The sequence below is a fragment of the Alkalibacillus haloalkaliphilus genome (assembly GCF_007991275.1).
Lineage (GTDB): Bacteria > Bacillota > Bacilli > Bacillales > Alkalibacillaceae > Alkalibacillus > Alkalibacillus haloalkaliphilus.
The window spans coordinates 166,544-191,088 of sequence record NZ_BJYA01000001.1 but is presented as its reverse complement, the minus strand read 5'-3'; the positions used below and the strand labels follow the sequence as shown (position 1 = coordinate 191,088).

Genomic DNA, 24,545 nt, shown 5'->3' with positions numbered 1-24,545 from the left:
AGGAGAACAAGTGATGTTAAAGCAATTTAGACGGAAAGAAGAAGGTTCAACAATCGTCATTGCGGCTGTTTCTTTAACAGCTTTAATTGCTTTATTAGGTTTAGTTATCGATGGTGGCATGTATTTTTCTGAACGGACGCATTTACAAAAGACAGCTAATGCAGCTGCGATCTCTAGTGCTCAAGAGTTAACGGGTGAGGATGAAAGTCAGGTTTTAAATATTCTAGAAGAAACTCTAGACCATCACCATGAGCTTGATTCAAAAGTCGGTCATATCATTAATATGGGTGAGAAAGTGACTGTCGAGCTTGGGCGAACGTATGATACGACGTTTATGAGTTTGTTTGGTATTGATTCAATCGATGTTGGTGCTCGTGCGACAGCCAGTCTTGGTAGTATGGGACGTGCGGTAGGTGCTGCGCCACTTGGGATCGATGAGTCAATTGAACTTAACTATGGTGAGGAGTATGAATTGAAAGTAGATGAAGAAGATGTGGACACTGGTAACTTTGGTGTTTTGGCATTAGAAGGGCCGGGTGCTAGTACTTACAAGGATAACCTTATAAATGGCTTCCAAGAAGAACTAGAGATTGGTGAAGTCGTTGACACTCAAACGGGTAATATCGCAGGTCCGACGCAAGAAGCAGTTGATATTTTAATCAATAGTTGTGACAACATGTATGAAAGGAACTGCCCACGCATTTTGCTTGTGCCGGTTTATCGTCCGCATAACCATAACCAAAACCAAATGAAAGAAGTTGAAATTACCGGTTTTGCTTACTTTTACATTACAGAACCAATGGATCGTCAGGAGAAGTCGATCAAAGGTGAATTTATAGAAAGAACAGGTAGTGGTTACGAGTTAGATGAAGCACCAAATAAAGGAGCATTTACAGTTAGACTTTCAGAGTAGGTGATGATTAATATGCAATCAAGGATGTTATTTTTAGTAGCGATCTTAATGGGAATCATTACGACCGCTATCTTTTTTTATTCTACGCAAGTAAGTGAACCAGAAGTAGTTGAGGAAGAAGTCGAGTTAGTCAGTGTTGTTCAAGCAACTCAAGTCATTTCAGAGAACCAAATCATTTCTGAAGAGGATGTTGAAGTTGTCTCAGTGCCAGCTGAACAAGTTCACTCAACAGCTATGCAGTCGACTGATGAGATTGTCGGTCAAATTGCCACGACAACAATTGAAGCTGGTGAGGTTATGTTAGAACACCGCCTTCGTTCTGAAATGGATGAAACACAGCTTGTTTCAAAGAAAGTACAAGAAGGTTATCGCGGTGTATCAGTTGGCGTTGATATTGTTAGATCGGTATCCAACTTAATCGATCCTGAAGATTATGTCGATGTTATTTTGACGTATGAAGATGATGAAGAAGAGGATGTTTCCGAAGTATTATTGGAAGAAGTTCGCGTGTTAGCTGTTGGGCGTGAATTAGTGGCCAACGCAGCGGGGGAGCAGTTCGTTGAATATAGTTCAATGACATTAGAGTTAGACCAAAGTGATTCTGTCGAGTTAGTTAATGCTGATGAGCGTGGTTCAATCCATTTCATCGTTCACTCACGTAATACATCAAACCATGAAGATGAGTAGTGCAGTGATTGTAGGGAGGGGTAAAAATGGCGCACGAAACGGAAGAACAACATAGTCAAGGGGAAGTAATATCAGTTTGTAGTGCTAAAGGTGGAATTGGCAAGACATTGATCGCGGTGAATTTAGCCGTTGCTTTAAATAAGAAAAACGTCAAAGTATGTGTCGTTGATGGTGACTTTCAATTCGGTGATATTGGTCTAGCATTTGATGTGAAGTCTCCTTTAACAGTTAAAGACCTTGCAGAAGAAGTAGACCAACTAGATTCTTATAATATTGGTAATTACATAACGAAACATCAGTCAGGTGTCGATCTTCTGTTAGCGCCTGAACAACCGCAGTATGCCGAGTTAGTTACAACCGAAGTAATTGAAAGGTTTCTGTCGTTATTAAAAGAACAGTATGACTATATAATCGTCGATGCTGGTCAAGGTTTAACAGGACAAATGGTCGATCTCATTGAAAATGCGGATCGGATTTTAACAGTGTCCACGTTAGAAGTCGCTTCTTTACGTCATACGAAGAAGTTACTCGAGACAGTTGGTCAATTAGGCTTAACGGAAAGAACTGAACTTATTATTAATAGGCACAACATGGAAAGTCTTATTAAGGCGGATGAAGTGCCAGATATGTTAAAGGTCGATTCAGCCTATTACATTCCAAATAACTTTAAGGTTGCAGCTCAATCATTGAATTTAGGTGTGCCTGTTGCGGTCAGTCATAGTAAGACGGACGTGTCGAAGAGTATTTTTAAATTAGCACAAAGTTTAACGGTAACTGACAGGACGAAAAGTGAAAAGAAAAAAGGCTCACTATTATCGAAAGTCTTTTCAAAGTCATAAAGGAGGTGTCAAAAGTTGAGTTTACTCGAACGCTTGCAGCAAAAACAACAGAATAACGAGCAGCCACCTAAACAAGAACGGGAGCTTCAAAGTGATGTAGCCGTGAAAGAGCAAGAACCTTCAATTGAAGAAGTATATGAAGAACAACTAGCTGTTACAGAAGCACCAGCTAAAACGAAGGCGAAACAAGTCGTTACAACACAAGGTGAAAACCCTGAGAAGCAGAAGCAACATCAAGAATTTAAAAACTACATCCACCGTGAAATTTTAAAGGAAGTAAAAGGTGATGAAGAGTTAGAAGACTTAAAATCGATCGTCGAAGAAATTACAATCGAAGCGATTCAAGAGTATGACGCGTATCGCAATGTTGACCGAAAAAAAGCGATTGAAGAGCTGTTAAACGACTTAACAGGCTTCGGGCCGATTAATCCACTATTACATGATGAATCAGTTAGTGAAGTAATGGTTAATGGGCCAAATCAAGTTTATTGCGAGCGTAATGGTAAGCTTGAACTTACTGACATTAAGTTCCGTGATGATGACCACGTTTTACACGTAATTGAAAAGATCGTCGCACCGATTGGAAGACGTATTGATGAGACGAGCCCAATGGTCGATGCGCGACTTCCAGATGGATCACGTGTTAATGCGATCATTCCTCCACTTGCTTTAAATGGACCGACGATAACCATTCGTAAATTTGCGGCTGATCCATTTACAATAGAAGATTTAATTAACTTCGGGACGTTAACGCGGGAGATGGCGACGTTTATTGATGCGTGTGTTAAGGCTCGTTTAAACATGTTTGTTAGTGGTGGTACAGGTTCAGGTAAAACAACGACATTAAACGTGTTATCGAATTTTATTCCAAATGATGAACGAATTGTAACGATTGAAGATGCAGCTGAATTGCAACTAGGGCAAGACCATATCATATCACTTGAATCACGCCCGCCGAACATTGAAGGAAAGGGAGCCATTACAATTCGTGACCTCGTTCGTAACTCGCTACGTATGCGACCGGACCGTATTGTCATTGGTGAGGTGCGTGGAGCTGAGGCGCTAGACATGCTTCAAGCGATGAATACTGGTCATGACGGTTCACTTGCAACCGGTCACTCCAACAGTCCGCGTGATATGTTATCACGTCTTGAGACGATGGTGTTGTTAGCGGGAGTTGAGCTGCCGATCAAAGCGATTCGTGACCAAATTTCAGGAGCGATTGATGTCATTGTTCAGCAATCACGTTTTAAAGATGGTACTCGCCGGATTGAAAAGATCACTGAAGTGCAAGGCATGGAAGGCGATGTCATCGTTTTACAAGATATTTTTGAATTTAAACAAGATGGTGTCGATGAACAAGGAAAAATCATCGGTCATTTAGCTCCAACTGGAGTACGACCGAAGTTTTATGAACAACTTGAACGTTCTGGAATTAAAATCCCTGCTAATGTTTTTGTTGAGCAAGAGGAGTGGGGCGTATGATCGATGCGCTTTTATTCGGCTCTTTCTTTTTAACTGTTACGTTACTTATTATGGCGTTGTTTTCAAAAGTGCTTTTAAGAAATGACCAAATGAAAAAACGCGTTAACCAATACTTGTTTGAAGAAGAAGAGAGTACGAACAAAGGTGAGCGCGAAAAACAGCGGAAAGTGCTAGTTGAATTCCGCTTAACGAAAGAGAGAATTCGTAAAAGTTTAAAGAAAAAAGATAAAGGTGCTAAGTTAGCAATGGATTTGCACCAGGCGGGAATCCCACTTAAACCAGAAGAGTTCATTATGTTTAAGTGGATCTCCATTTTGTTAACGGGTGGTATTGCTTATCTCATTTTTAATCACGTCCTCTTCCTCATTATTGGTTTGGTTGTCGGGCGTAATATACCAAAAGTGGTTGTATCGTATAAAAAGAAAAAGCGAATCAAACAGTTTAATGACCATTTAGCCGAGATGATCTCATCTATTGTTAGCGCACTTAAGGCAGGTTTTAGTTTTCCACAGGCGTTACAAAACGTCCGTAATGAATCGCCTTACCCGGTTAAAGATGAGCTAGAGTTGATGTTGCGAGAAATGCAATACGGTACGTCTTTAGAAGAAAGCTTGAATCGGTTAAAAGAACGTGTTCCGAGTGATGATTTAGACTTAATGATTCAAGCCATTGTCATTCAACGACAAGTCGGCGGTAATTTAGCTGTCGTGCTTGAACAGATCGTCTTTACAATCCGCGAACGTGTAAAAATTCAAGGCCAAATTCAAACCTTAACAGCACAAGGTCGCATGTCTGGCCTTGTCGTTGGCTTATTACCTGTCATTTTGATGGGCATGCTTTATGTCGTGAACCCAGATTATATGACGGTTATGTTTATTGAGCCGATCGGTGTCATTTTATTAATATTAGCAGCAATTTCTGCGACAATCGGGTTTCTATTAGTTCGGCGAATTACGTCAATTGAGGTGTAGTAGATGGAGGTTCTATTATTTGTATTAACGATGACTTTATTTACCTTAGGCGTAGTCCTGTACAGTAAGGAACGAAAAGAGAAGTACAGCCGACGCCGCGCCTGGGTCATTGACGAAGGTGCACAAGAAGAAGGCGAAAAAACAGCGAAAGAAAAAGCTCCATCTTTATACCAACGCCTTCTCGCTCCGAAGTTAAAACAGTTTCGTAAAAGTTTTAGACGTAATATATCAAGTGCGAAAGAAGAAGAGATGGAATTGAAGCTACTCCGAGCGGGCAGTCCATTTGGCATGTCTCCTTTTGAGTATCGTCTCGTCCAACTCATCCTAGTCGCCTTGTTTCCACTGCTCGCTATTGGACTATCAATCGTTGGTAACGTATCATTCGGTCGAAGCTTGTTTATGATCATATTGGCTTTAGTATTTGCAGTTTATTTACCTTATGCCTATTTGAAGTGGAAAACAGCCGTCCGAAGTGATCGAGCGATAAAAGAATTGCCGGACTTTATTGATTTATTAGCTGTTAGCATGGAAGCAGGCTTAGGCTTTGACTCGGCTTTAAGTAAAGTGATTTCAAAACAAGAAGGTGTATTAGCCAACGAATTTCGCCGCTGTTTAGAAGAGTTGAAACTAGGCAAAACGCGAAAAGAAGCTTTAGCTGGCGTGCGGGACCGACTTGAAGCGGATGATATTAAATTACTAGTCGGAAGCGTCATCCAAGCCGAACAACTCGGTGTCGGCATGGTACAGATCCTCCGCGTCCAGTCAGAAGAAGTAAGACAAAGACGAAAGCAACGAGCGGAAGAAGCGGCGATGAAAGCCCCAATCAAAATGATGTTCCCACTCGTCCTTTTCATTTTCCCAACGATCTTTATCGTGTTGTTAGGCCCAGCTGTTATTCAGATATTGGAAGTGTTTTAAGCTGCGGCGTGAGCGCTGATAAAATGGCTCGAACGCTGATAAAATGGGGTTGAGCGCTGATAAAAATGCGTGAACGCTGATAAATTTTTCTGAACGCTGATAAAAGGTGTGCGAGCGCTGATAAAAATGGCCGAGCGCTGATAAACTTTCGTGACCGCTGATAAATTGTCAGAGCTGAAATGAGTTTTGAACGCCAAATAATGTCCTCGAGCGCCAAAAAAGGTGACGCGAGCGCCAAAATAATTCCATGAGCGCCAAAAAAGGTGACGCGAGCGCCAAAATAATTCCGTGAGCGCCAAAAAAGGTGACACGAACGCCAAATAAAATCTGTGAGCGCCAGAAAAGTTGATGCGAATGCCAAATAAAATCTGTGAGCGCCAGAAAAGATCACACGAATGCCAAATAAATTTCACGAGCGCCAAATAACACCCCACGAACGCCAAATCATTCCCTGCCCACGCCTCCCCACAACGAAAGCAACAAAACAAACCCCCTCAGCTCACATTAGCTAAGGGGTATAATTTTACTCTTTATATAGTAGTTCAAACTGTTCGCAAACAACTGGTAAGTCGTCTTCAAATTCTTCGTTAATGCTTTTTAACTCTTCAGTAAAGAATTCAACGTGAGCGTCGTGCCAGTATTCGTAGCTTTTGTCGCCTTCACCTTCTTTTTCAGCAAAGTCTTCTGGTACAGCTAGGAAAGGAATGATATCTAAATCTGTTGTACGTGTGACAGCTTCTGGATTACCGCTCCAGTCTGTAATGACGTTAAATTCACCTTCTGTAGGTAGTGGTGCATCTTCGACTTCGTACATTCTATATAATGAGCAAGTTGCTGTTTTGTCGCCTGACTTGACTAAGTCTAACAGCTCACGTGCTTGTTCTTCATTTGAGCCAAATGCCCAACTAGTGTAGGGTGTATTTTCGTCTGCTAGTTGTGGGTTCTCTTGAACAAATTTATGCCAAAAGTTTTTCACTAAATCTTCATTCATTTTAATACCTCCGAGTGTTCATGTATGATACGTTAATTATTAGCATAGCATGAATTTAGTATATTAACAGTATTTTGATTAAAGTTTAACTTTTCTTAATGATTTTTATAAATGCGATCTTAAAAGGAGGAGAAACATTGAACTATAGTAAAACATTATTAAGGTTGTCTGCGATCTTTGCGGCTGTTGGTGCGTTTATCGGATCGCACATGGCTGGTTCAGGGGGATATGAATTCCAGACGGTTCACGCACACATTTTACTCGTCGGTTGGTTAACGTTATTTGCGTGGGCAATCTTTTACAAAGTATATGATCCATCTCCATCACTCTTAACGACATCTCATGTTTGGACAGGTATTATCGGTGCTTTTGGCTTAACGATCGGGATGTGGCTTTATTACGTTCGCCCATTTCCGCTGCCAGATTTGTTCGTCACTATATTTTTTATTGCCGGTGGAACGATCTTACTCATTAGCTTCTTCTTATTTGTCCTTGTAACGTTTCGAAAAGTGGATTAATGAATAGGCCTGTTGCTAAGACAGGCCTTACTTTTCCCCAATCAAAATCTCTAAATCTAACGTAATCGACTCAACAAACTTAAGCTGACCTAATTCCACATCTTGTGTAAGTGGTGTCATTTGAATTAAGTCATGGAATTGATCTTCTGTTAATGTCACTTCATGATACACTTTCTCACGGTCTGTTATATCGAAAAATTGCTTGAAACGTGCAACGGTCTCTTCATTTGAATATCCTTCTTGGTTAGTACCTGCAAAAATTTGCTCACGTAATTCTTTTAAATACTCCGGACCAGGAACGACTTTCATAACGATCCCATCGTCTTTCATTATACGGGTGAATTCTTGATAGTTTGATGGTGATAAAATGTTCAGAATGACATCGAATGCATTGTCGGTAAACGGTGTATTAGCTAAATCGCTGACAATCCACTGGCCACTCTCATAAGCTTTGGCAGCTGTTTGAATGCCTTCTTTGGCAATGTCTATTCCAACACCGAGTTGATGTTCAACCCCACGTAGTATTTGGGCTAAATGGGAGCCTTCTCCACATCCAGCATCTAATAAAAATTCAGTGTCTCTACTTTGCAGTAATGATTCAATTGCTAAAATTAGCTCTCTGTAAAAACCTGATTGAATTAACCGTTGGCGTGCTTCAAAAAGTGATTGGTCGTATTGCGTCTTCTTTGACTGCTGGACCATATTGATATAACCTTGTTTAGCCAAGTCGAACATATGTCGATTTGGACAAGTGAGTTTTCCGTCGCCGGTTGCCATCTTCTCATGGCAGATTGGGCATTGAAAGAGGTCGATCTGCTGTTCGAGCCGGTGTGTCGCAAGCTCTTTTTTACTTAACTTCTTCAATTGTTTCACTCCAATTAAACTTACTGCCAATAGAATAACGTGAAAAAGTGTAAAAGTCACTTATGATTGTCATATTATTTAGTCTTTAGAAATAGTATGTGAACCTATATAATGTTAATTAAACGAATTACCGTGTTAAAGTCTTTAGTCACGGTCGGGAGGATTGAAAATGGCAGAGCAAATCACGCAACAAGTACAAGTGTTTTATGACCGATTAATGAAAGATTATGATGTTAACAATAATCATTCTGGAATTGATGGAGAGCGTGTAGCGAAGCGTTTAACTGCTATAGCAGAGCTTGGTATGACAGAAGAGGGAGGTTGTCGACGTATTTCCTTTTCACAAGAGGAAAAGCGAGCGAAGGAACTTGTGAAACAGTGGATGGAAGAAGACGGCCTAGCCGTAACAGTTGATGGGGCTGGGAATGTGTTTGGTCGCGTAGAAGGGCTAGTCGCCGGGCCAGCAGTTATGTCAGGTTCCCATTTAGATAGTGTCATGCACGGTGGCCATTTTGACGGACCACTAGGTGTCATAAGCGCATTAGAAGTCGCATCAGCGTGGAAAAACACAGATGAAAAGCCTAGCATTCCTTTTGAAGTCGTTGTGTTCACTGATGAGGAAGGTGCGCGGTTTAATGGTGGGCTTTTAGGTAGTCAATCTGTAGTAGGTGAGTTAAACCTTGAAGAAGAAAAAAGACGCGTAGATTTTAACGGCAAACCATTTGAAGACGTGTTAGCTAATGTTGGTTTAACGCCAGAAGGCTTTATAGAAGCTAAACGCGATCTATCTCAAGTTAAGGCGTTTGTCGAAGTGCATATTGAACAAGGAAAACAACTAGAGAAGCGAAACCAACCAGTTGGCGTTGTAACTGGAATTGCCGGTCCAACGTGGCTTAAAGTAACATTTAAAGGTGTAGCTGGTCATGCAGGAAATACGCCGATGAATGACCGTACGGATGCGTTAGTTGCAGCGAGTGAATTTGTCACGAATGTGAAAGACTTCCCAGTGCAAGTGAGTGACTCAGGTGTTGCAACAGTCGGAAAGCTAGAAGTCGAGCCTAATGGTGTGAATGTCATTCCTGGTGAAGTGACGTTAACTGTAGATATTCGAGACATTAAAGAAGAATGGAAAAGTGAAATTACTAGACGAGTGAAAGAGTATGCACAAACTGTAAGTGAACAACATGGCACAGTTGTTGAAGTAGAAGAGAGTATGAATGTCTCACCTGTTCAAGTACCAGAAAAAATGCAGAAGCAGGCTGGGGAAGCAGTGGAAGAAGCGCTCGGTTTAGACCCGTTTTACTTACCGAGTGGAGCAGGTCATGATGCGATGATATTAGGGAGATACGTTCCTATGGCGATGTTGTTTACACAAAGTTTAGACGGTGTCAGTCACAATCCGAAAGAATGGTCTTCTCTAAATGACTGTGTGCAAACCATCCATGTACTGAAACGGTTTGTTGAAAAGATTGGGGAAGAGTCGTAAGTGGTTGGATTCTTCATTATTTTGTAAAATGATAAGTGTTAACGAAAGTCTCTTAATCTGTTAAAATTAATACTTGTGCAAACTATAATAGAATAGCAGTTCGCGAAATCCTGCTTAATCAAAACTAAGGAGAGATGATGAATATGTCAGAGAATTATTATTTACCAAGGTCAGGCCCAATGCCGAGACCTGATAGTGTTAAAGAGGGCCGTGAAATCCTCAAAGATGAAGCTTTCGAAGCGCCGAATGTACAAACAATTACATTCAAGGCGTTAGAGTTTACAGCAGTATGTCCAAAGACTGGCCAACCTGACTTCGGTCAAGTTGAGATCACATATACACCAAACGAAAAGTGTATTGAGTCAAAGTCGCTTAAGTTCTATTTATGGTCTTATCGTGACGAAGGTGCTTACTGTGAATCGTTAGCAGCGCAAATTGCTGATGACTTCGTTTATGCGATTGATCCGTTAAACGTTGAAGTAACAGTCTACCAGTCAGCGCGTGGTGGTATTGAACTAACAACGAAAGCTGTGCGTAACCGTGACGAGTAAAGAACAGAAGCTCATATTTTTAAATGTTATTTTTGCGACGTCACTCGTTATTGCTAACGTATTAGCTGGAAAGTTAGTCGCATTTAGTGATAACTTCGTTGTACCTGCTGCGGTAGTTGTCTATGCTGTTACGTTCCTAATTACCGACATCGTACACGAAGAGTATGGTAAGAAACAGGCTAAACAAACGATTCTATTCGGTTTTGCTGCACAAATTTTCGCAAGTATTATGATTTATTTAGGGTATCTGTTACCAGTTGCCCCGTTTGCACAAGAATCACAAGCAGCATACGAAGAATTGCTTGGTCAAAATGCCCGTTTCGTATTAGCATCAGCAGCGGCGTATTTAACGTCACAGTTTGTTGACGTCTATATTTTCGCAACGATTAAAAAGATAACTAGAAATCGATTTAAGTGGTTAAGAAACAACTTAAGTACAGCGACATCACAGTTTTTTGATACGTCGATCTTTATTACGATTGCGTTCATTGGTACAGTCCCGAACATTTGGATGATGATTGTAAGCCAATATGTTATTAAGCTAGCTATTGCTGTAATCGATACACCGTTATTCTATTTATTTACGCGAAAACACAGACGAGAGCAAGCACAACAAGAAGAACATCAACAGTCTGCCTAGTACTACTAGGTAGGCTGTTTTTTTAGGGGTTAGAATCAGAGCGGATTTTTACCGAAGTCGAACGAAAAACCGCCTAACTAGGGGGTTAGTTAGACGGTTAGGGACGTTCTATATTCAATATTTAAGGGAAGGTTCACACAAGCAATCTCTTGCTTACAATTTAATCATACTACTTACTACTAAAAATGTCTGTGAATGGACTGTGAATATTTGGTTAAGAAAATGTTAATTTCCGCTAGCTTCTTTTAGTTCTTCGTCGTATTGCTCCTGTTCGTCCTCAATCCGCCTTTGCAACTTACCTAAGACAAAGATTGAAGCGTAGGGAACGATTAATAGAATAATTAATAGACCGAATAAAGTCACCATCGGGAAGTGGTCGGCAATCAACCCACCGAACAACGGCCCGACCATTCGTCCACCAGTTCCAACGCTATTAATGATCCCTTGATAAAACCCTTCTCGTCCTTTAGGGGCAAGACTGGCTGCAATAGTTGGAACTGCTGGCCAGACGAGCATTTCACCGAGTGTTAAGATGACCATTCCTGTAGCAAAGTCTAAAAACGTTTCAGCTTGAAGCAAATATGAAAACGAAATAATAAAAATCGTATTTCCGAGTAAAATTTGCACTTTCGGCGATGTAATATATTTTGTCACGATTTTAATTAAAGGCTGACCGCTAATAATGAGTAAGCCGTTAATAACCCAAATCCACGTATATTGATCGACGGGAATGCCGAGATCGATCGTATAAGTCGCGATTGTCGATTGCCACTGCACGTAAGCAACCCAAGCGATGAAAAAGCCGATACTTAAAATAATTAAAGCAACAAACGACTTTCTATTATGAATTTTGAATCCTTGGCTGGCCACAGTTGAATATTTACTCGTGTCGGTCTTTTTCCCTAACGGTTTAAACGTGAAGAAGACGAGGAAGTAAAAGGCCGAGAACAAAATCGCATTAGATAAAAAGGCATATGAGAACGAATACGATGCGACAAGTCCGCCAGTTGCTGTACCGACAGCGACACCGATATTTTGAGCGACGTAAATCGCGTTAAACGGGCGACGACCACCTTCTGGCCAGACAGAAGCTGCTAAAGCATACATCGCTGGGACGACAACGCCTGTTCCGAACCCGATACAAACAAGTAATATAGCATAAGGAATAAGCGAATGGAACATCGATAGCGTGATCGCTGAGACGATGGTAACAGCTCCACCTAAAAGAATCGTTCGATAACCACCAAGCTTATCAAACAGCGTGCCACCAACTAAGTTACCAATAATGGCAGCCCCTTGGTTTAAAAATAAAATGACACCTGCAAACGCTAAAGTTGTCCCTAATTCATAGTGCATATAAATCATATTTAACGGCCATAGAAATGAAGCGGCCGTGACATTAATCGCCATTGCTAAAATAAGTAGCCAAATTTGTTTAGGCATTGTGATTGTGCCACCTTCTTAAGTAATTAACTTCAATCCAATTGTAGCCGAGATAATGCAAAAAATAAACAATATTCGAAGTCTTGTGGCAGGTTCTTTGAAAAAGATGATCCCCATAATCGCACTTCCTGCAGCACCTATTCCAGTCCAGATTGCATAAGCGACACTCATCGTAATTTCATTCATGGAATAAGAAAGCAATACAAAGCTAATCGAAAACATAATAATCATAAACGCAATAGACTTCCAATTTTTATATTTGTTAATAAAGTTAATTCCTAAAACACCGAGCATTTCGAACAATCCTGCTACTAACAAAGCTGTCCAATACATTAAGCATCACTTCCTTCTTCTGTTACATACTTAAGCCCGATAATTCCGAGTAAAAGAAGCGAAATTAATACGACTTTGAGAATCATGAATGGTTCGTTGAAGAAGACGATGTCGACAACGACCGTTCCAGAAGTTCCAAGACCTGCAAACACCGCATAAACCGTTCCTACGGGTAATTTTTGCGCTGCTAACACTAAGAAGAAAAAGCTTAAGAAGATCGCGACGACTGTTCCTGTCCACGTGATCCAATTATAGGCATGACTTAAACCAACTACCCAAAACACTTCAAAAAAAGCACCAAGAAAAACTTTATACCAATGAGAATTCATGTTGGGAACCTCCTATATTAAACCAAGAAAAAAGCCCAGAAGATGAATGAACATCTCCCGGGCTTTTGTCCCTCCGTGTCACAGCACTTGCTGTGTGTTTTCTCTCGGACCTGACCGACAGTAGTCGCGGAACCCTAGAAAACTAAAGGTGTGTGGTTTTAATTAATAATTGTTCAGTTCATATTTTAACACGAGTGTAACTTATTTGCCATGTAGAAAGGTTTTTTATATGAACAAAACAGTTCAGTGTGTGTAGTCCCCATTTGCTTTTAATTTATGATAGAATTTATAGGGTGTAAGATTTAGAGAGAAAAATGGGGGAGCAGACATGAATCAACTGCGTCAGTGGAGTTCGCAAATTGTTGAGCATAGAGCCTTTCAACCGACCATTATAACGTTGATTGTCCTTAATGCGATCATCGTCGGTTTGGAAAGTTACCGTGGTTTATATGATACTTACGGTAACTGGTTTTTACGAATAGATACAATTATTTTAACGATTTTTGCGTTAGAAATTGTTATAAAGTTAATAGCAGCTAGGCCAACGACCAACTTCTTTAAAGATGGTTGGAACGTTTTTGACTTTTTAATTGTAGCAAGTAGCTTTATTTTTATGGGATCACCGTTTGTAACCGTGCTACGTATTTTACGTGTCATACGTGTATTCCGTACGATTTCGATGATTCCATCACTTAAGAAAATCGTAAACGCGCTAATTATGACACTACCATCACTTGGGACAATCTTAATTTTATTGAGTATTATGTTTTACGTCTTTAGTGTTATGGGGACATTCTTATTTAGAGATGTCGCACCAGAGTATTTTGGCAATTTACAATTAACATTATTAAGCTTATTCCAGATTATTACGCTCGAATCATGGGCGAGTAATATTATGCGACCGATCCAAGAAGAGTTCTGGTGGTCGTGGATTTATTTCGTCACGTTCATCTTATCAGGCGTTTTCATCGTACTGAACTTATTCGTCGGTGTAATCGTCAATAACTTTGAAAAGATTGAAAAGATGGAAAATGATGAACTTCCTGAAGGCGATGATCTTCAAGAAGAAGTGTATTTACTAAGGCAAGAAATTAAAGATTTGAAAGATGCCGTTAAAGAAAAATAAGGCAATCGCCAGGTTGGACACTCCGATCTGGCGGTTTTCTTTATGGTTAGTGAGTGGAAAAATATGGATTATTGGCGATTTTTAAATTTTTCCGGCGAAATTTTCAATAATCCGGCGAAAATCTCATTTTTCCGGCGAAACGCCCGCATAATCCGGCGAAATTTTAAAAATTTAAGCGAACGCCTGAATAATCAAGCGTTCGCCTAATGGTTAGTGCTGTTGTTGAGTCATTGGTGCGTAGCTATTTAATAGCTGAGTCATCGTTTGATCGTCGAATTGCGGTACTTGGTAATAGCTCTTATCGTTTTGATATAAGAAGATTTCGTAAGCCATCTCAGAAAAGTTGGCTACGCTATCTTGTAGAACACGACGCATAACAGGGTTTGTTGCCTCTAAAGCGGCTGTTGTTGCCCCTGTAGCACAAGCTTTTAAATGACCTAGCATGAAGCTTGAATAACATTGATCATTTAATTGCTGAGGATTTTGCTCTGGTTGTTTCGGTTGGCTCGGTTGCATACCATACGTGACATCATTTGAGATTTCCATATTGTATAACGTTGTCGGTTGCGTTGGTTTTTGACCAGATTGATACGCATCAACCATCGTGTTATACGTTTGGCTTAAATAGTTATATTGGTTCGTTAAAATCCCTTGTAATTGCTGACATTGAATATTTGTTTCATACATTTTATAGTGCTCCATCGCACCAATTACAGTTGAGATTGCTTCATGTGCGTCAAAAATAGCATGTGCACCATGGCTTTTATCTTTTGGTAATGATTCAGATTGTTTCATTTGGCTGTTTGGGTTTTGTTGCTGTTGCATAAAAAATCCTCCTTGTAGTCTGTTCTACAGTTTTAGGTTGGATTATTTAAGCTTGTTTATGCACAATTGAAACAAAAAAGACCCCACCAAAAAGTGGAGCCAATCAGCATTATCCTAATGCATTTTTTAAATCATCAATTAAGTCTTCTTTATCCTCAATACCTACAGAAACACGAATCAACCCGTCAGTAATACCAAGTTCAAGACGACGCTCACGAGGAATTGACGCGTGAGTCATTTTAGCTGGCACTGAAATTAAGCTTTCAACAGCGCCTAAGCTTTCGGCTAAAGTAAAGTAGCGCACTTTGCTTAACAGTTCATTTGCTTTTTCTTCTGACCCAACATCAAAAGAAAGCATCGCACCAAAGCCTGTGCATTGCTTCTGCGCAACTTCATAGCCTGAATGATCCTCTAAGCCAGGGTAATAAATCTTTTCAACAATCGGATGGTCTTTTAAGAATTCGATTACCGCTTGAGTATTCACTTCATGCTCTTCCATGCGAATGCCTAACGTTTTAATTCCGCGCATCAGTAACCATGAATCATGTGGCCCTAAAATGGCACCTGAAGAGTTTTGAATGTAGTGTAAATCTTCGCCAAGCTGATCATCATTCACGACAACTAAGCCAGCAACAACATCACTATGCCCACCTAAATATTTCGTTGCACTATGAAGTACGATGTCTGCTCCGTGTTTAATTGGATTTTGGAAATACGGTGTTGTAAACGTGTTATCAACGATTGTTAGAAGTCCACGTTCTTTAGCGAAATCAGAAACAACTTCTAAATCAGTCACTTTAAGTAGTGGATTAGTTGGTGTTTCGATAAAAATAGCTTTCGTATTATCTTGCATCGCACCTTCAATTTGACTTAGATCACTCGTATCTACAAACGTTGAATCGATCCCTAATCGGTTCATCACGTTTGTCATAACACGATACGTACCGCCGTAGACGTCATCAGTAAAAATAACGTGATCGCCACTATTTAAAAGCATCATTGTTGACGTAATCGCAGCCATTCCTGACCCAAAGGCAAAACCACGTGTGCCGCCTTCAATATCTTTGATGAGTTCTTCTAAAGCGTGACGTGTCGGGTTACCTGTACGTGAATATTCATACCCGGAATGCTGTCCAGGTGCTTCTTGTTGATATGTGCTCACTTGGTAGATCGGTGTAGAAACAGCACCCGTTTCTTTGTCACCGAAAATGCCACCATGAATGAGCTGTGTTTTTTTACGCATTATGATTCCCATCCTTCATAAATATTTTGACTTAAGTATCGTTCGCTACTGTCAGGAAATACAGTGACAATATGGCTTCCTTCTTCAGCCACCTCAGCTTCTTGAATGGCCGCTTGAAAAGCAGCGCCAGAAGAGCTTGCCACGAGCAGTCCTTCTTTAATAGCGATCTCTTTCATGCGATTAAAAGCGACCTCATCTGTAATCGTATGAACAGCATCAAAAAGACGTTCTTCCATATAATCGGGGATAAATTCCATACCGATTCCTTCTGTCGCATGAGGTCCTGGTTCACCACCATTTAAAATCGATCCTTCTGGTTCAACAATCACGGTTTTAATCGACTCGTTTTGTTCTTTTAAGTATTTTGCTGTTCCTTGAAAAGTACCACCCGTACCAGCTCCGGCTACAAACACGTCAATTCGCCCATCAAGGTCACGGTAAAGCTCTGGACCTAACGTTTTGTAATACGTATTTGGATTCGCTGGATTGGCGAATTGAGCAGGGGAGAAAGCGTCATCTGTCTCAGCAACTAACTCATCAGCCTTTTCAATCGCGCCTTTCATTCCTAATTCAGTTGGTGTATTAATAACGGTTGCGCCTAGTGCTCGCATTAACGTTTGCTTCTCTAGGCTGAATTTTTGCGGAACGACAAAGATGACATTAAATCCTTCGTTAATTGCAGCTAGTGCTAGGCCGATCCCAGTGTTTCCAGCAGTAGGCTCAATAATCGTCCCGCCAGGCTTCAGTACACGACGATTTAAAGCATCGTCTAAAAGCTCTAACCCTAGACGGTCTTTCACACTACCGCCAGGGTTCATAAATTCTAATTTCGCAAATAGCCGGCATTGATTCGGAATGTGAACGTTTGTTAATTCAATTAAAGGCGTGTTCCCGACTAAGTCTTGCACGCGACTGACGTAATTCATATTAGGCTTCCTCTCCAAACACATCTTTCCATTCGTCTTTACGGTCTAAAATCTCTTGTGCAAGCTGTTTAGCACCTTCTAAACTATGGTTTGCAGCCCAACCGCACTGGACTTCATTACAAGCAGGCACTTCATCAGCCTCTAACACATCTTGGAACGTTTTTTCTAACGCCTTTAAAATTTCATCGTAGTCATCATGGTTTAAAACGGCTAAGTAAAATCCTGTTTGGCACCCCATTGGCCCAATATCAATAACATTGTCTAAATGATTACGGCTTTTCTCTGCCATTAAGTGTTCGATTGAGTGTAGAGCATCCATTTCCATATGCGCTTTATTCGGTTGTTTAAAGCGAATGTCATACTTATGAATTTTGTCCCCGTTTTTCCCTTCTGTAATGCCAACTAGACGTACATATGGCGCTCTTACTTTCGTATGGTCTAAATTAAAACTTTCAACGTTCATTTTTTCCGTCATAATAAAACTCCTCCTAAAAAGTACTGAATATTCTATTTATTTATATGATAACGCAATTAGCTCTTTTTAGCATGCGTTAACCAAACGAAATCATTAAGCTTTTCGAACTGAACTTGATAACCTGTTTCGTGAAGAATCTTTTTCATGTTAGGTACTGTCGTATAATATTCTCGGTTTAAGTCTTCAGCAAGGTCAAAAAACTGCTTCGCCTTTGCCGTAGTAATCATTTCTTCATGCGCTTGCTCATTAACAAACATCGTATCAGCGAAAACGATCTCGCCAGACTCACTTAATAGCGAATAATAAAGCTCAAATGCTCGCTTTTTTTCCTCGTCTGTTAAGTGATGAAAAGCATAAGAGCTAATAATTGAATCCACCTTCCCTAGCTTTGGGAAACTTAAAAAGTCACCATCGTGAATGGTGAGGTAGGGGAACCGTTTTTCAGCAACGAGACGCATACTTTTATTCGGTTCTACAGCAACTAATTCAACGCCTTTTTGTAAAACTTTTTCTGTTAGATTGCCAGTGCCAATGCCGAATTCTATTGTTATGCCGTTTGTTCTTTTAGCGACTTCTTCAAGAATGTCGTCGTAATGTTCGAAGACAGCTTTATATTGCTCATCTCTACCTTGTACGGTCGTTTCATATGAATCTGCCCACTCATCAAATATATGCATAAACTCACGACCCATGTCGTCCACCTCTTATTGTTTATTTAACCTACCTGTTTAGTAGGGATTAAAAAGATTATACCATAGCTTATGTTTGAAAGGCAAAAAGTGAGAGCCTATTTGTACACAAAAAAAGAAAGCCCATATGAAATGGACTTTCTTGCTGCAATTATATAGTCTTCGTGTGGGAATATTTCCTCTCTCGCGGAAAATAGGGTCAAACGGACGAGGTGGAGAAAATAAGAGCCTATAACACGCTTATCGCTGTAATGTTGTTGCATCACGGTTAGCAAATTGGTTAACCGGACCAACATATTCATTCAATTTCCAAGATTGTTCGATCGCATTCGTAATGAATTGCTTTGCAAATCGTACAGCCTCTTCAGGTGATTGACCTTTTACAATCGATGCTGTGACAGCTGATGCGAATGTACAGCCAGCGCCGTGATTATAAGGTGTATCGATGACGTCATTTTCGATTGTGATCATGTCACCACCGTTATAAAACACGTCAATCGCCTTATTACCTTCGACTTCAGAGCCACCTTTAACGATGACATTTTTTGCACCTAAGTCGTAAATTCGCTTAGCAGCTTCTTTCATTTCATCAACTGTTGTAATGTTCTCCATTTCAGCTAGCTGACCTGCTTCAAATAAGTTAGGTGTTGTAATAAGTGCTTTCGGAACGAGAAGTTCGCGTAAAGCTTTCGCATTTTCAGGATATAAAGGTTCATCTTGGCCTTTACAAGCTAAAACAGGGTCAACAACAGCATCTAAGTTATACTTTTCAATCGTGTCAGCGGCAAGTTGAATAATTTCTGTCGTTGGCAACATGCCTGTTTTCATAATATCCACGCCAATACCATCCAGAATAGTTGAAACTTGTGCTTTTACCGTGTTAATCTCCATAGGATAAACATCGTGAGCCCAACTGTTGGTAGGGTTTTGAGCAACAATTGTTGTTAAAGCTGTCATTCCGTAAACGCCTAATTCTTGATAAGTCTTCAAGTCAGCTTGAATACCAGCGCCACCGCTCGTATCTGAACCAGCTAGTACAAAAACTTTTTTCATCGGTGAGACCTCACTTTCGTATTTCTTTCCATAAGCATTTTAACGTTATTTTAGTCATTTGCCAATCTATTAATTCGATGTATTAGCAGGGTCTTTACTAATTACACTTTTGTCTATTTTAGTTGATTCTGTTTCTTTCCATTTAGTAATAAGTAAGGCGATCCCTGAAGCTAATAAAAGGGCGCTTGTAACATAGAAAACAGAACCTATGCCATAATAACCAGCGACAATACCTCCCATTACAGGGCCAATGACGTTACCTAAAAACCTTAAGCTTGTATTGTAACCTAAAACTTCACCTTGAATAGCAATCGGTGCATTTTGACGAATGTAAGCCATTCTAATTGGAATAATCCCACCTAATGTAACACCAAGTAAGAAACGTAAAATAACGAGTTGCCATACTTCCGTAACCATACCACCAGGGAAGTAGACGATCGCTGCTAATATAACGAGCAGTATTAAAATTTTGTCATAGCCGACTTTATCAGCAATAATTCCCCAACGCCGAGTCATTAGCAAGTTTCCTAACCCAGTGATGGAAAAGGCGATTCCAGATATTAAGGCTAAGTTCGCTGGTCCGTTTAATTCGGCGACATATAAAGCTAAGATCGGTTGGATCGAGAAGTGAGCAATTTGTACGAACATCGAGATGATTAATACCATTAATAACATCGGGTGGCGTACGATATGTTGAATCACTTCTTTTTTAGAGTAATATTCTTTATCATCTTTTTCTGCAGGCAATCTAACTTCTTTAACACCAATGGAAACAAGGACTGCTGCGATAAATAGAGCAACCGCTGTGTATTGAAACGCTTCAGCAAAACCAATCCAGTCAGCTAAAACACCACCTAATAGTGGTCCCATTAATGTTCCGGTTACAGTACCTGTTTGTAAAGTTCCGAGTATACGGCCTGATATTTTCTTAGGTGTCTGGGTAGATATGAGTGCTTGTGAAGTTGATATGAAACCGGCGAAAATCCCCATCAGGAGTCGTAAAATGAAAAGTTGAATAACTGAATTGACATACCCCATCGTGAAAACACTAATTGCTAGTCCAAATCCCATTGCGACTAGAATCGGTTTTCGTCCGAAACGGTCACCAATTCGTCCCCAAATAGGTGAGAAAATAATAGCTGTTACAAATGTAATAGCAAACGTCCAGCCTGCCCATGTTGTCACATATTCTTTTGAAAAGTCTCCAAATGTTTCAATATAAAGCGACAAAAATGGCATTACCATCGTCATGCTACCAGCTATAAAAAAGTTGGCAAACCACATGATTGCCAAGTTGCGTTTTGCGAGTCGTTCGTGGTCCAAATCGTACCCTTCTTTCTAATATTTCGTATTACGATTATTTCGGCAGTCTAAATATAACAAATAATTTTAGCACTGTCGAGTTAATGGCTTTCAAGCGGTGGGTGAGAAGGGAGGACAAGCTTAGTCATACCAACGGTTTTTGAAAATTATAAAATTTTTTTGGACAAAAAATAATCCCAATTCCTATTGTCACAACGGAATTGGGAGTTCATACATTATATATGATTAACTTTTAGACACGAGAAAGGACACGAGGCTTAACAGGCATACGATCAGCAAAGTTACAGTCTGTGCCAAGGATTTCTTGTGCAGTGCCAACTTGAGCAACTTCACCTTCACGTAAAACGACAATGCGATCAGCTAAAGCTTGTGAGTCATCTTGGTCGTGCGTTACGAAGATCGACGTAACACCAGTTGACTTAATAATACGTCTTAGCTCTTCACGAATACGGATTTGCAAGTCAGCATCTAAGTTACTAAACGGTTCGTCAAACAGTAACAGCTTAGGCTTAGGTGCTAAAGCTCTCGCAAGGGCTATACGCTGTTGTTGACCACCACTTAATTCAAACGGATAACGTTTACGGTAGTCCTCTAAGTTTACAAGTTCAAGCACTTCACCAACGCGGTTTTTCTTATCTTTACGTGACCACTTTTGAAGACCGAACTTAATGTTATCTTCAACCGTCATGTGAGGGAAGAGGGCATAATCTTGAAACACCATGCCAACTCCGCGTTTTTCAGGCTGTGTAAAAGTTGAATTACTGCACATACAATGGTCGCCAACCATAATGTTTCCGTTCGTTGGCATTTCTAAGCCAGCAATTAAACGTAAAATCGTACTTTTACCACTACCTGATTCACCAAGAATTGAAATAATTTCACCTTGATCAATTGTTAAGTTAAAGTCATTTATTGTATTGTCCTTTGAATTCGGGTATTTAAAAGCTAAGTTTCGAATGTGAACAAACATAACTCATTACTCCTTTTCTAAGACGTGATGAAACACATAAATCGCAATACCACTTACTAAAATAATAAAGATTGAAGGGATCGCGGCCTGTTGAATCATTTCATCTACTGCATATTGATAAGCCTTAGTCGCTAACGTGTCAAAGTTAAACGGACGTAAAATTAACGTTAATGGCAATTCCTTCATAATATCGATGAAAGCTAAAATAAAACCACCGAATATCGCGCCACGTATTAATTTCATATCGACTTTAAAGAATGATTTCGTAACACTCATACCGAGCATACGTGATGCTTCGGTGAAGTTCGTGCCAATCCGGTCAAAGCCAGATTCAATTGAGTTGTAGCCAACCGCTAAATAACGAATGACGTAAGCAAAGACTAACATAAATAAGCTTGTGCTTATAAGTAATGTCGGCTCTAAACCAAGCCACTCATAGAAGCCAAATAATTGACGGTCTAAAGCGGTAAATAGTGTGACAACACCAACTGCAATAACGGCACCAGGTATAGAATAACCTAAAATCGTAATTTTTGGAAACGTTTTGGCTAACATGCCTCGGTTCAAACGGGCGAAGTTACTAATGACAACAGCCATAATAACAATTATTGTTGAGGCGGTAAACGCCACGCTTACAGAGTTCCATATGAGCTGCCAAAAATCATGCGAGAATAATTGTTCATAAGTCATTGTTGCCCAATAAATTAATTGAATCACCGGTATGATGAAACCGATTGAAAAAATGAACATACAAAAGCTGAACGCATACCATTTTTTTCGCCCTTCAAGCTTAACAGGCTGCAACAACTTAACTTTCGTCGTAGTAAAACTAAATTGACGCCTACCACGAGCAATTCTTTCTACTACTAGTATACCAAGAACAATGACCATTAATGTACCGGAAAGTTTTACTGCTGATTGTAAGTCACCCATGCCAAACCAAGTTTGGAATATAGCAGTCGTAAACGTTTGTATACCGTAGTAACTAACAACACCGTAGTCATTGAGCACTTCAAGAATAACTAAACTAACACCCGCGATAATTGCTGCTCGCGAGATCGGAAGAACAACGCGGAAATAAATACGCCATGAGCTGCTTCCTAAAATACGAGCATTCTCCACGAGGGCTGTAGACTGACGCGCCAAAAAAGCTTTCGTAATAGTATATACATAAGGAAATAAAAATATGGTTAAAATAAAGATTGCACCAGGCATGTTCATAATGTTGAAATACTGCTGGTTAACAGTAACATCAAATTGGTTTCTAAGTGATGTTTGAATAACACCAGTATAATTTAGTATGCCATGATAAGTATAGGCACCTATATATGGGGGAATAGCTAAAGGTAGAATCATTCCCCATTGGAAAAATCGGCGCATCGGGAAATCATAAGCCGAAATGATCCAAGCTAAACTTGTGCCGATAAACAAGGTCAAAATACCTACGAAGAACACAAGGATTAGCGTGTTTTGTATATAATTTTGTAACATATATTCGCGTATATGAAGCCAGTTTTCATTTGGTTCTGCGAAAAACTGTACGATGATTGAAAGGTTTGGTAATAATACGAGTAAAACGAATATTACGCTAAATACTGTCCATAGATTCATCGTTGTTTTAAGAGATCTAAACCATTTCAAAAAGACACGCCCTTTACTAACTAAGCAACCTTTCCTATCATACTAAAAATAATACTAAAACAAAAGGCATAATACCGCCCCAAATACTGGGGCGGTTTAAATTTTTAGTTTTTCGTCACATTCAGTTTTTTTTAGAGTTTGTATTACTCAAAGCCTACCTCATTGAAAATGAGTGTCGCTTCTGCACTGTTTTCACCTAAAATTGAAAGGTTAATATCTTGTGAATCAAATTCGCCCCACTCTTGAATCGTTGAAGCTGCTTCAACATTAGGGTTTACAGGGTACTCATAGTTTGCAGCTGCGAAAGTTTCTTGAACTTCTTCAGTCGTTAAATACTCAATTAATTTAACTGCATTTTCAGGGTTTGGAGCGTTTTCTGCCAAGCCAACACCACTTACGTTGATGTGTGTACCAGTTGTTTCTTGGTTAGGGAAGAAAATACCTAACTGCTCTGCGACGTTCACTTCTTCATCATCAGGTGAATTTAACATACCACCTAAGTAGTAAGTGTTCATAATTGCTACGTCACCTTCACCTGCAACAACAGCACGTGCTTGGTCACGGTCCCCACCTTGAGGTGAACGTGCTAAGTTATTGTAAATTCCTTCTGCCCAATCTTTTGCTTCCTCGCGTCCATGTAATTCAATAAATGAAGCCAGTAATGATTGGTTATAAACGTTTTCTGATGAACGCATTAACACGCGACCTTCCCATTCAGGTTCTGTTAATGCTTCGTAAGTTGATAGCTCTTCAGGGTCAACACGATCTTTATGGTATGCAATAATACGTGCACGCTGAGTTAAACCAACCCACTCGCTATCACGATCGCGCATATTTTCTGGTACGTTCTCATTTATAATGTCACTTTCAATTGATTGTAATAATCCTTGATCTTTAGCGCGGTGTAGGCGACCAGCGTCAGCTGTGTAGAATAAGTCAGCTTCAGATGCTTCACCTTCACGGTTCATGCGTTCGATTAATTCATCTGCAGCACCGTTAATAATATTAACTTCAATACCTGTTTCTTCAGTGAAATCAGCATAGATTTCATCATCTATATCATAGTGACGGCTCGTGTAGATATTTACTTCACCAGCATCCTCTCCACCTTGACCAGCTGTACCTTCAGGCTGTTCTTCATTTTGTGGTTCTTCATCTCCGCCACCACAAGCGACTAAGACGACAGCTGTCATGATTAAAGCCATCATCATGAATACGTATTTTCTATTTAACATATTTGAAACTCCCTTTCTATGTAGTTTATATAGATAGTTGAGAATGATTATCAACCTCACACATTCTATTT

General features: G+C 40.0%; 27 protein-coding genes and 1 riboswitch. Of the genes, 11 read left to right on the top strand and 16 right to left on the bottom strand.

Features of this window, described 5'->3' with window-relative positions:
- The first annotated feature begins 13 nt into the window (after nucleotides 1-13).
- The 6 genes from AHA02nite_RS00900 to AHA02nite_RS00875 are packed head-to-tail and all read left to right on the top strand — an operon-like array spanning nucleotide 14 to nucleotide 5,813.
- Complete coding sequence (locus AHA02nite_RS00900) at nucleotides 14-913, top strand: pilus assembly protein TadG-related protein (protein WP_146813463.1); 900 nt, start codon at nucleotides 14-16, stop codon at nucleotides 911-913.
- 12 nt (nucleotides 914-925) lie between these two features.
- Nucleotides 926-1,600, top strand: coding sequence for a Flp pilus assembly protein CpaB (cpaB, locus tag AHA02nite_RS00895; RefSeq protein WP_170235935.1), 675 nt, complete (start codon nucleotides 926-928; stop codon nucleotides 1,598-1,600).
- 26 nt (nucleotides 1,601-1,626) lie between these two features.
- On the top strand, nucleotides 1,627-2,439 hold the full coding sequence (locus AHA02nite_RS00890) for an AAA family ATPase (protein ID WP_146813459.1): 813 nt from the start codon (nucleotides 1,627-1,629) through the stop codon (nucleotides 2,437-2,439).
- Between the two features lie 15 nt (nucleotides 2,440-2,454).
- Nucleotides 2,455-3,924, top strand: coding sequence for a CpaF family protein (locus AHA02nite_RS00885; RefSeq protein WP_146813457.1), 1,470 nt, complete (start codon nucleotides 2,455-2,457; stop codon nucleotides 3,922-3,924).
- Nucleotides 3,921-4,895 (top strand): type II secretion system F family protein, encoded by a 975-nt coding sequence (locus tag AHA02nite_RS00880; RefSeq protein WP_246118792.1) that lies wholly within the window; start codon nucleotides 3,921-3,923, stop codon nucleotides 4,893-4,895. Before AHA02nite_RS00885 ends, AHA02nite_RS00880 begins: the two co-directional genes overlap by 4 nt.
- Nucleotides 4,896-4,898: 3 nt before the next feature.
- Nucleotides 4,899-5,813 (top strand): type II secretion system F family protein, encoded by a 915-nt coding sequence (locus tag AHA02nite_RS00875; RefSeq protein ID WP_146813455.1) that lies wholly within the window; start codon nucleotides 4,899-4,901, stop codon nucleotides 5,811-5,813.
- On the opposite strand, the gene AHA02nite_RS00870 is transcribed toward AHA02nite_RS00875, so the two are convergent.
- Both AHA02nite_RS00870 and AHA02nite_RS00865 read right to left on the bottom strand, forming a co-directional pair.
- Nucleotides 5,810-6,235, bottom strand: coding sequence for a hypothetical protein (locus tag AHA02nite_RS00870; protein ID WP_218025395.1), 426 nt, complete (start codon nucleotides 6,233-6,235; stop codon nucleotides 5,810-5,812). The genes AHA02nite_RS00875 and AHA02nite_RS00870 overlap by 4 nt on opposite strands.
- Nucleotides 6,236-6,336: 101 nt before the next feature.
- On the bottom strand, nucleotides 6,337-6,804 hold the full coding sequence (locus tag AHA02nite_RS00865; protein ID WP_146813451.1) for an ASCH domain-containing protein: 468 nt from the start codon (nucleotides 6,802-6,804) through the stop codon (nucleotides 6,337-6,339).
- 137 nt (nucleotides 6,805-6,941) lie between these two features.
- Here AHA02nite_RS00865 and AHA02nite_RS00860 point away from each other — a divergent pair, with 137 nt between their 5' ends.
- Entirely contained in the window at nucleotides 6,942-7,322 is a 381-nt protein-coding gene (locus AHA02nite_RS00860) for a hypothetical protein (RefSeq protein WP_146813449.1), read from the top strand.
- A 27-nt stretch (nucleotides 7,323-7,349) separates the two neighbouring features.
- Here the strand turns inward: AHA02nite_RS00860 and AHA02nite_RS00855 are convergent, their stop codons facing one another.
- Nucleotides 7,350-8,186, bottom strand: a complete 837-nt coding sequence (locus AHA02nite_RS00855) for a putative RNA methyltransferase (protein WP_146813447.1) — start codon at nucleotides 8,184-8,186, stop codon at nucleotides 7,350-7,352.
- 169 nt (nucleotides 8,187-8,355) lie between these two features.
- On the opposite strand from AHA02nite_RS00855, the gene AHA02nite_RS00850 reads away from it, so the two are divergent.
- The 3 genes from AHA02nite_RS00850 to AHA02nite_RS00840 all read left to right on the top strand — a co-directional run bounded on the left by AHA02nite_RS00850 (nucleotide 8,356) and on the right by AHA02nite_RS00840 (nucleotide 10,863).
- Nucleotides 8,356-9,672: a M20 family metallo-hydrolase gene (locus AHA02nite_RS00850; protein ID WP_146813445.1), complete on the top strand. Its 1,317-nt coding sequence runs from the start codon at nucleotides 8,356-8,358 to the stop codon at nucleotides 9,670-9,672.
- Between the two features lie 143 nt (nucleotides 9,673-9,815).
- Nucleotides 9,816-10,223, top strand: coding sequence for a preQ(1) synthase (queF, locus tag AHA02nite_RS00845; RefSeq protein WP_146813443.1), 408 nt, complete (start codon nucleotides 9,816-9,818; stop codon nucleotides 10,221-10,223).
- Nucleotides 10,213-10,863, top strand: coding sequence for a queuosine precursor transporter (locus AHA02nite_RS00840; RefSeq protein ID WP_146813441.1), 651 nt, complete (start codon nucleotides 10,213-10,215; stop codon nucleotides 10,861-10,863). The genes queF and AHA02nite_RS00840 overlap by 11 nt, the downstream gene beginning before the upstream one ends.
- Before the next feature lie 225 nt (nucleotides 10,864-11,088).
- On the opposite strand, the gene AHA02nite_RS00835 is transcribed toward AHA02nite_RS00840, so the two are convergent.
- The 3 genes from AHA02nite_RS00835 to AHA02nite_RS00825 are packed head-to-tail and all read right to left on the bottom strand — an operon-like array spanning nucleotide 11,089 to nucleotide 12,968.
- Nucleotides 11,089-12,306 (bottom strand): MDR family MFS transporter, encoded by a 1,218-nt coding sequence (locus tag AHA02nite_RS00835; protein WP_146813439.1) that lies wholly within the window; start codon nucleotides 12,304-12,306, stop codon nucleotides 11,089-11,091.
- An 18-nt stretch (nucleotides 12,307-12,324) separates the two neighbouring features.
- Nucleotides 12,325-12,639: a DMT family transporter gene (locus AHA02nite_RS00830; protein WP_146813437.1), complete on the bottom strand. Its 315-nt coding sequence runs from the start codon at nucleotides 12,637-12,639 to the stop codon at nucleotides 12,325-12,327.
- Nucleotides 12,639-12,968 carry a DMT family transporter gene (locus tag AHA02nite_RS00825; protein ID WP_146813435.1) on the bottom strand — a complete coding sequence of 110 codons (330 nt, stop codon included), beginning with the start codon at nucleotides 12,966-12,968 and terminating at the stop codon, nucleotides 12,639-12,641. The genes AHA02nite_RS00830 and AHA02nite_RS00825 overlap by 1 nt, the downstream gene beginning before the upstream one ends.
- A gap of 52 nt (nucleotides 12,969-13,020) precedes the next feature.
- A riboswitch (guanidine-I (ykkC/yxkD leader) is annotated at nucleotides 13,021-13,117 on the bottom strand.
- A 179-nt stretch (nucleotides 13,118-13,296) separates the two neighbouring features.
- On the opposite strand from AHA02nite_RS00825, the gene AHA02nite_RS00820 reads away from it, so the two are divergent.
- Entirely contained in the window at nucleotides 13,297-14,094 is a 798-nt protein-coding gene (locus AHA02nite_RS00820; RefSeq protein ID WP_146813433.1) for an ion transporter, read from the top strand.
- Between the two features lie 210 nt (nucleotides 14,095-14,304).
- Here the strand turns inward: AHA02nite_RS00820 and AHA02nite_RS00815 are convergent, their stop codons facing one another.
- The 10 genes from AHA02nite_RS00815 to AHA02nite_RS00770 form a co-directional block, all read right to left on the bottom strand.
- The gene (locus tag AHA02nite_RS00815) at nucleotides 14,305-14,919 is read right to left on the bottom strand and encodes a spore coat protein (protein WP_146813431.1); all 615 of its coding nucleotides are present in this window, start codon (nucleotides 14,917-14,919) and stop codon (nucleotides 14,305-14,307) included.
- A gap of 109 nt (nucleotides 14,920-15,028) precedes the next feature.
- Nucleotides 15,029-16,162, bottom strand: a complete 1,134-nt coding sequence (locus tag AHA02nite_RS00810; RefSeq protein WP_146813430.1) for a bifunctional cystathionine gamma-lyase/homocysteine desulfhydrase — start codon at nucleotides 16,160-16,162, stop codon at nucleotides 15,029-15,031.
- Nucleotides 16,162-17,088, bottom strand: coding sequence for a PLP-dependent cysteine synthase family protein (locus AHA02nite_RS00805; protein ID WP_146813428.1), 927 nt, complete (start codon nucleotides 17,086-17,088; stop codon nucleotides 16,162-16,164). The genes AHA02nite_RS00810 and AHA02nite_RS00805 overlap by 1 nt, the downstream gene beginning before the upstream one ends.
- Nucleotide 17,089: 1 nt before the next feature.
- Nucleotides 17,090-17,563, bottom strand: a complete 474-nt coding sequence (locus AHA02nite_RS00800; RefSeq protein WP_146813426.1) for an S-ribosylhomocysteine lyase — start codon at nucleotides 17,561-17,563, stop codon at nucleotides 17,090-17,092.
- Between the two features lie 56 nt (nucleotides 17,564-17,619).
- Nucleotides 17,620-18,255: a class I SAM-dependent DNA methyltransferase gene (locus AHA02nite_RS00795; RefSeq protein ID WP_146813424.1), complete on the bottom strand. Its 636-nt coding sequence runs from the start codon at nucleotides 18,253-18,255 to the stop codon at nucleotides 17,620-17,622.
- Between the two features lie 237 nt (nucleotides 18,256-18,492).
- Nucleotides 18,493-19,305: a bifunctional hydroxymethylpyrimidine kinase/phosphomethylpyrimidine kinase gene (gene thiD / locus AHA02nite_RS00790; protein ID WP_146813422.1), complete on the bottom strand. Its 813-nt coding sequence runs from the start codon at nucleotides 19,303-19,305 to the stop codon at nucleotides 18,493-18,495.
- Nucleotides 19,306-19,374: 69 nt separating this feature from the next.
- The gene (locus AHA02nite_RS00785) at nucleotides 19,375-20,628 is read right to left on the bottom strand and encodes an MFS transporter (RefSeq protein WP_246118791.1); all 1,254 of its coding nucleotides are present in this window, start codon (nucleotides 20,626-20,628) and stop codon (nucleotides 19,375-19,377) included.
- Between the two features lie 232 nt (nucleotides 20,629-20,860).
- On the bottom strand, nucleotides 20,861-21,598 hold the full coding sequence (locus tag AHA02nite_RS00780) for an ABC transporter ATP-binding protein (protein ID WP_146813420.1): 738 nt from the start codon (nucleotides 21,596-21,598) through the stop codon (nucleotides 20,861-20,863).
- A 6-nt stretch (nucleotides 21,599-21,604) separates the two neighbouring features.
- Nucleotides 21,605-23,209, bottom strand: a complete 1,605-nt coding sequence (locus AHA02nite_RS00775; protein ID WP_174758170.1) for an ABC transporter permease — start codon at nucleotides 23,207-23,209, stop codon at nucleotides 21,605-21,607.
- Nucleotides 23,210-23,382: 173 nt separating this feature from the next.
- Nucleotides 23,383-24,474 (bottom strand): Fe(3+) ABC transporter substrate-binding protein, encoded by a 1,092-nt coding sequence (locus AHA02nite_RS00770; protein WP_146813416.1) that lies wholly within the window; start codon nucleotides 24,472-24,474, stop codon nucleotides 23,383-23,385.
- Nucleotides 24,475-24,545 lie beyond the last annotated feature (71 nt).

Coding starts and splice junctions, on each gene's coding strand:
- AHA02nite_RS00825 (WP_146813435.1), bottom strand. CDS start 12,968: ATGAATTCTCATTGGTATAAAGTTTTTCTTGGTGCTTTTTTTGAAGTG.
- AHA02nite_RS00850 (WP_146813445.1), top strand. CDS start 8,356: ATGGCAGAGCAAATCACGCAACAAGTACAAGTGTTTTATGACCGATTA.
- AHA02nite_RS00880 (WP_246118792.1), top strand. CDS start 3,921: ATGATCGATGCGCTTTTATTCGGCTCTTTCTTTTTAACTGTTACGTTA.
- AHA02nite_RS00890 (WP_146813459.1), top strand. CDS start 1,627: ATGGCGCACGAAACGGAAGAACAACATAGTCAAGGGGAAGTAATATCA.
- AHA02nite_RS00810 (WP_146813430.1), bottom strand. CDS start 16,162: ATGCGTAAAAAAACACAGCTCATTCATGGTGGCATTTTCGGTGACAAA.
- AHA02nite_RS00820 (WP_146813433.1), top strand. CDS start 13,297: ATGAATCAACTGCGTCAGTGGAGTTCGCAAATTGTTGAGCATAGAGCC.
- AHA02nite_RS00835 (WP_146813439.1), bottom strand. CDS start 12,306: ATGCCTAAACAAATTTGGCTACTTATTTTAGCAATGGCGATTAATGTC.
- thiD (WP_146813422.1), bottom strand. CDS start 19,305: ATGAAAAAAGTTTTTGTACTAGCTGGTTCAGATACGAGCGGTGGCGCT.
- AHA02nite_RS00795 (WP_146813424.1), bottom strand. CDS start 18,255: ATGGGTCGTGAGTTTATGCATATATTTGATGAGTGGGCAGATTCATAT.
- AHA02nite_RS00800 (WP_146813426.1), bottom strand. CDS start 17,563: ATGACGGAAAAAATGAACGTTGAAAGTTTTAATTTAGACCATACGAAA.
- AHA02nite_RS00815 (WP_146813431.1), bottom strand. CDS start 14,919: ATGCAACAGCAACAAAACCCAAACAGCCAAATGAAACAATCTGAATCA.
- cpaB (WP_170235935.1), top strand. CDS start 926: ATGCAATCAAGGATGTTATTTTTAGTAGCGATCTTAATGGGAATCATT.
- AHA02nite_RS00875 (WP_146813455.1), top strand. CDS start 4,899: ATGGAGGTTCTATTATTTGTATTAACGATGACTTTATTTACCTTAGGC.
- AHA02nite_RS00775 (WP_174758170.1), bottom strand. CDS start 23,209: ATGAATCTATGGACAGTATTTAGCGTAATATTCGTTTTACTCGTATTA.
- AHA02nite_RS00780 (WP_146813420.1), bottom strand. CDS start 21,598: ATGTTTGTTCACATTCGAAACTTAGCTTTTAAATACCCGAATTCAAAG.
- AHA02nite_RS00830 (WP_146813437.1), bottom strand. CDS start 12,639: ATGTATTGGACAGCTTTGTTAGTAGCAGGATTGTTCGAAATGCTCGGT.
- AHA02nite_RS00865 (WP_146813451.1), bottom strand. CDS start 6,804: ATGAATGAAGATTTAGTGAAAAACTTTTGGCATAAATTTGTTCAAGAG.
- queF (WP_146813443.1), top strand. CDS start 9,816: ATGTCAGAGAATTATTATTTACCAAGGTCAGGCCCAATGCCGAGACCT.
- AHA02nite_RS00805 (WP_146813428.1), bottom strand. CDS start 17,088: ATGAATTACGTCAGTCGCGTGCAAGACTTAGTCGGGAACACGCCTTTA.
- AHA02nite_RS00770 (WP_146813416.1), bottom strand. CDS start 24,474: ATGTTAAATAGAAAATACGTATTCATGATGATGGCTTTAATCATGACA.
- AHA02nite_RS00900 (WP_146813463.1), top strand. CDS start 14: ATGTTAAAGCAATTTAGACGGAAAGAAGAAGGTTCAACAATCGTCATT.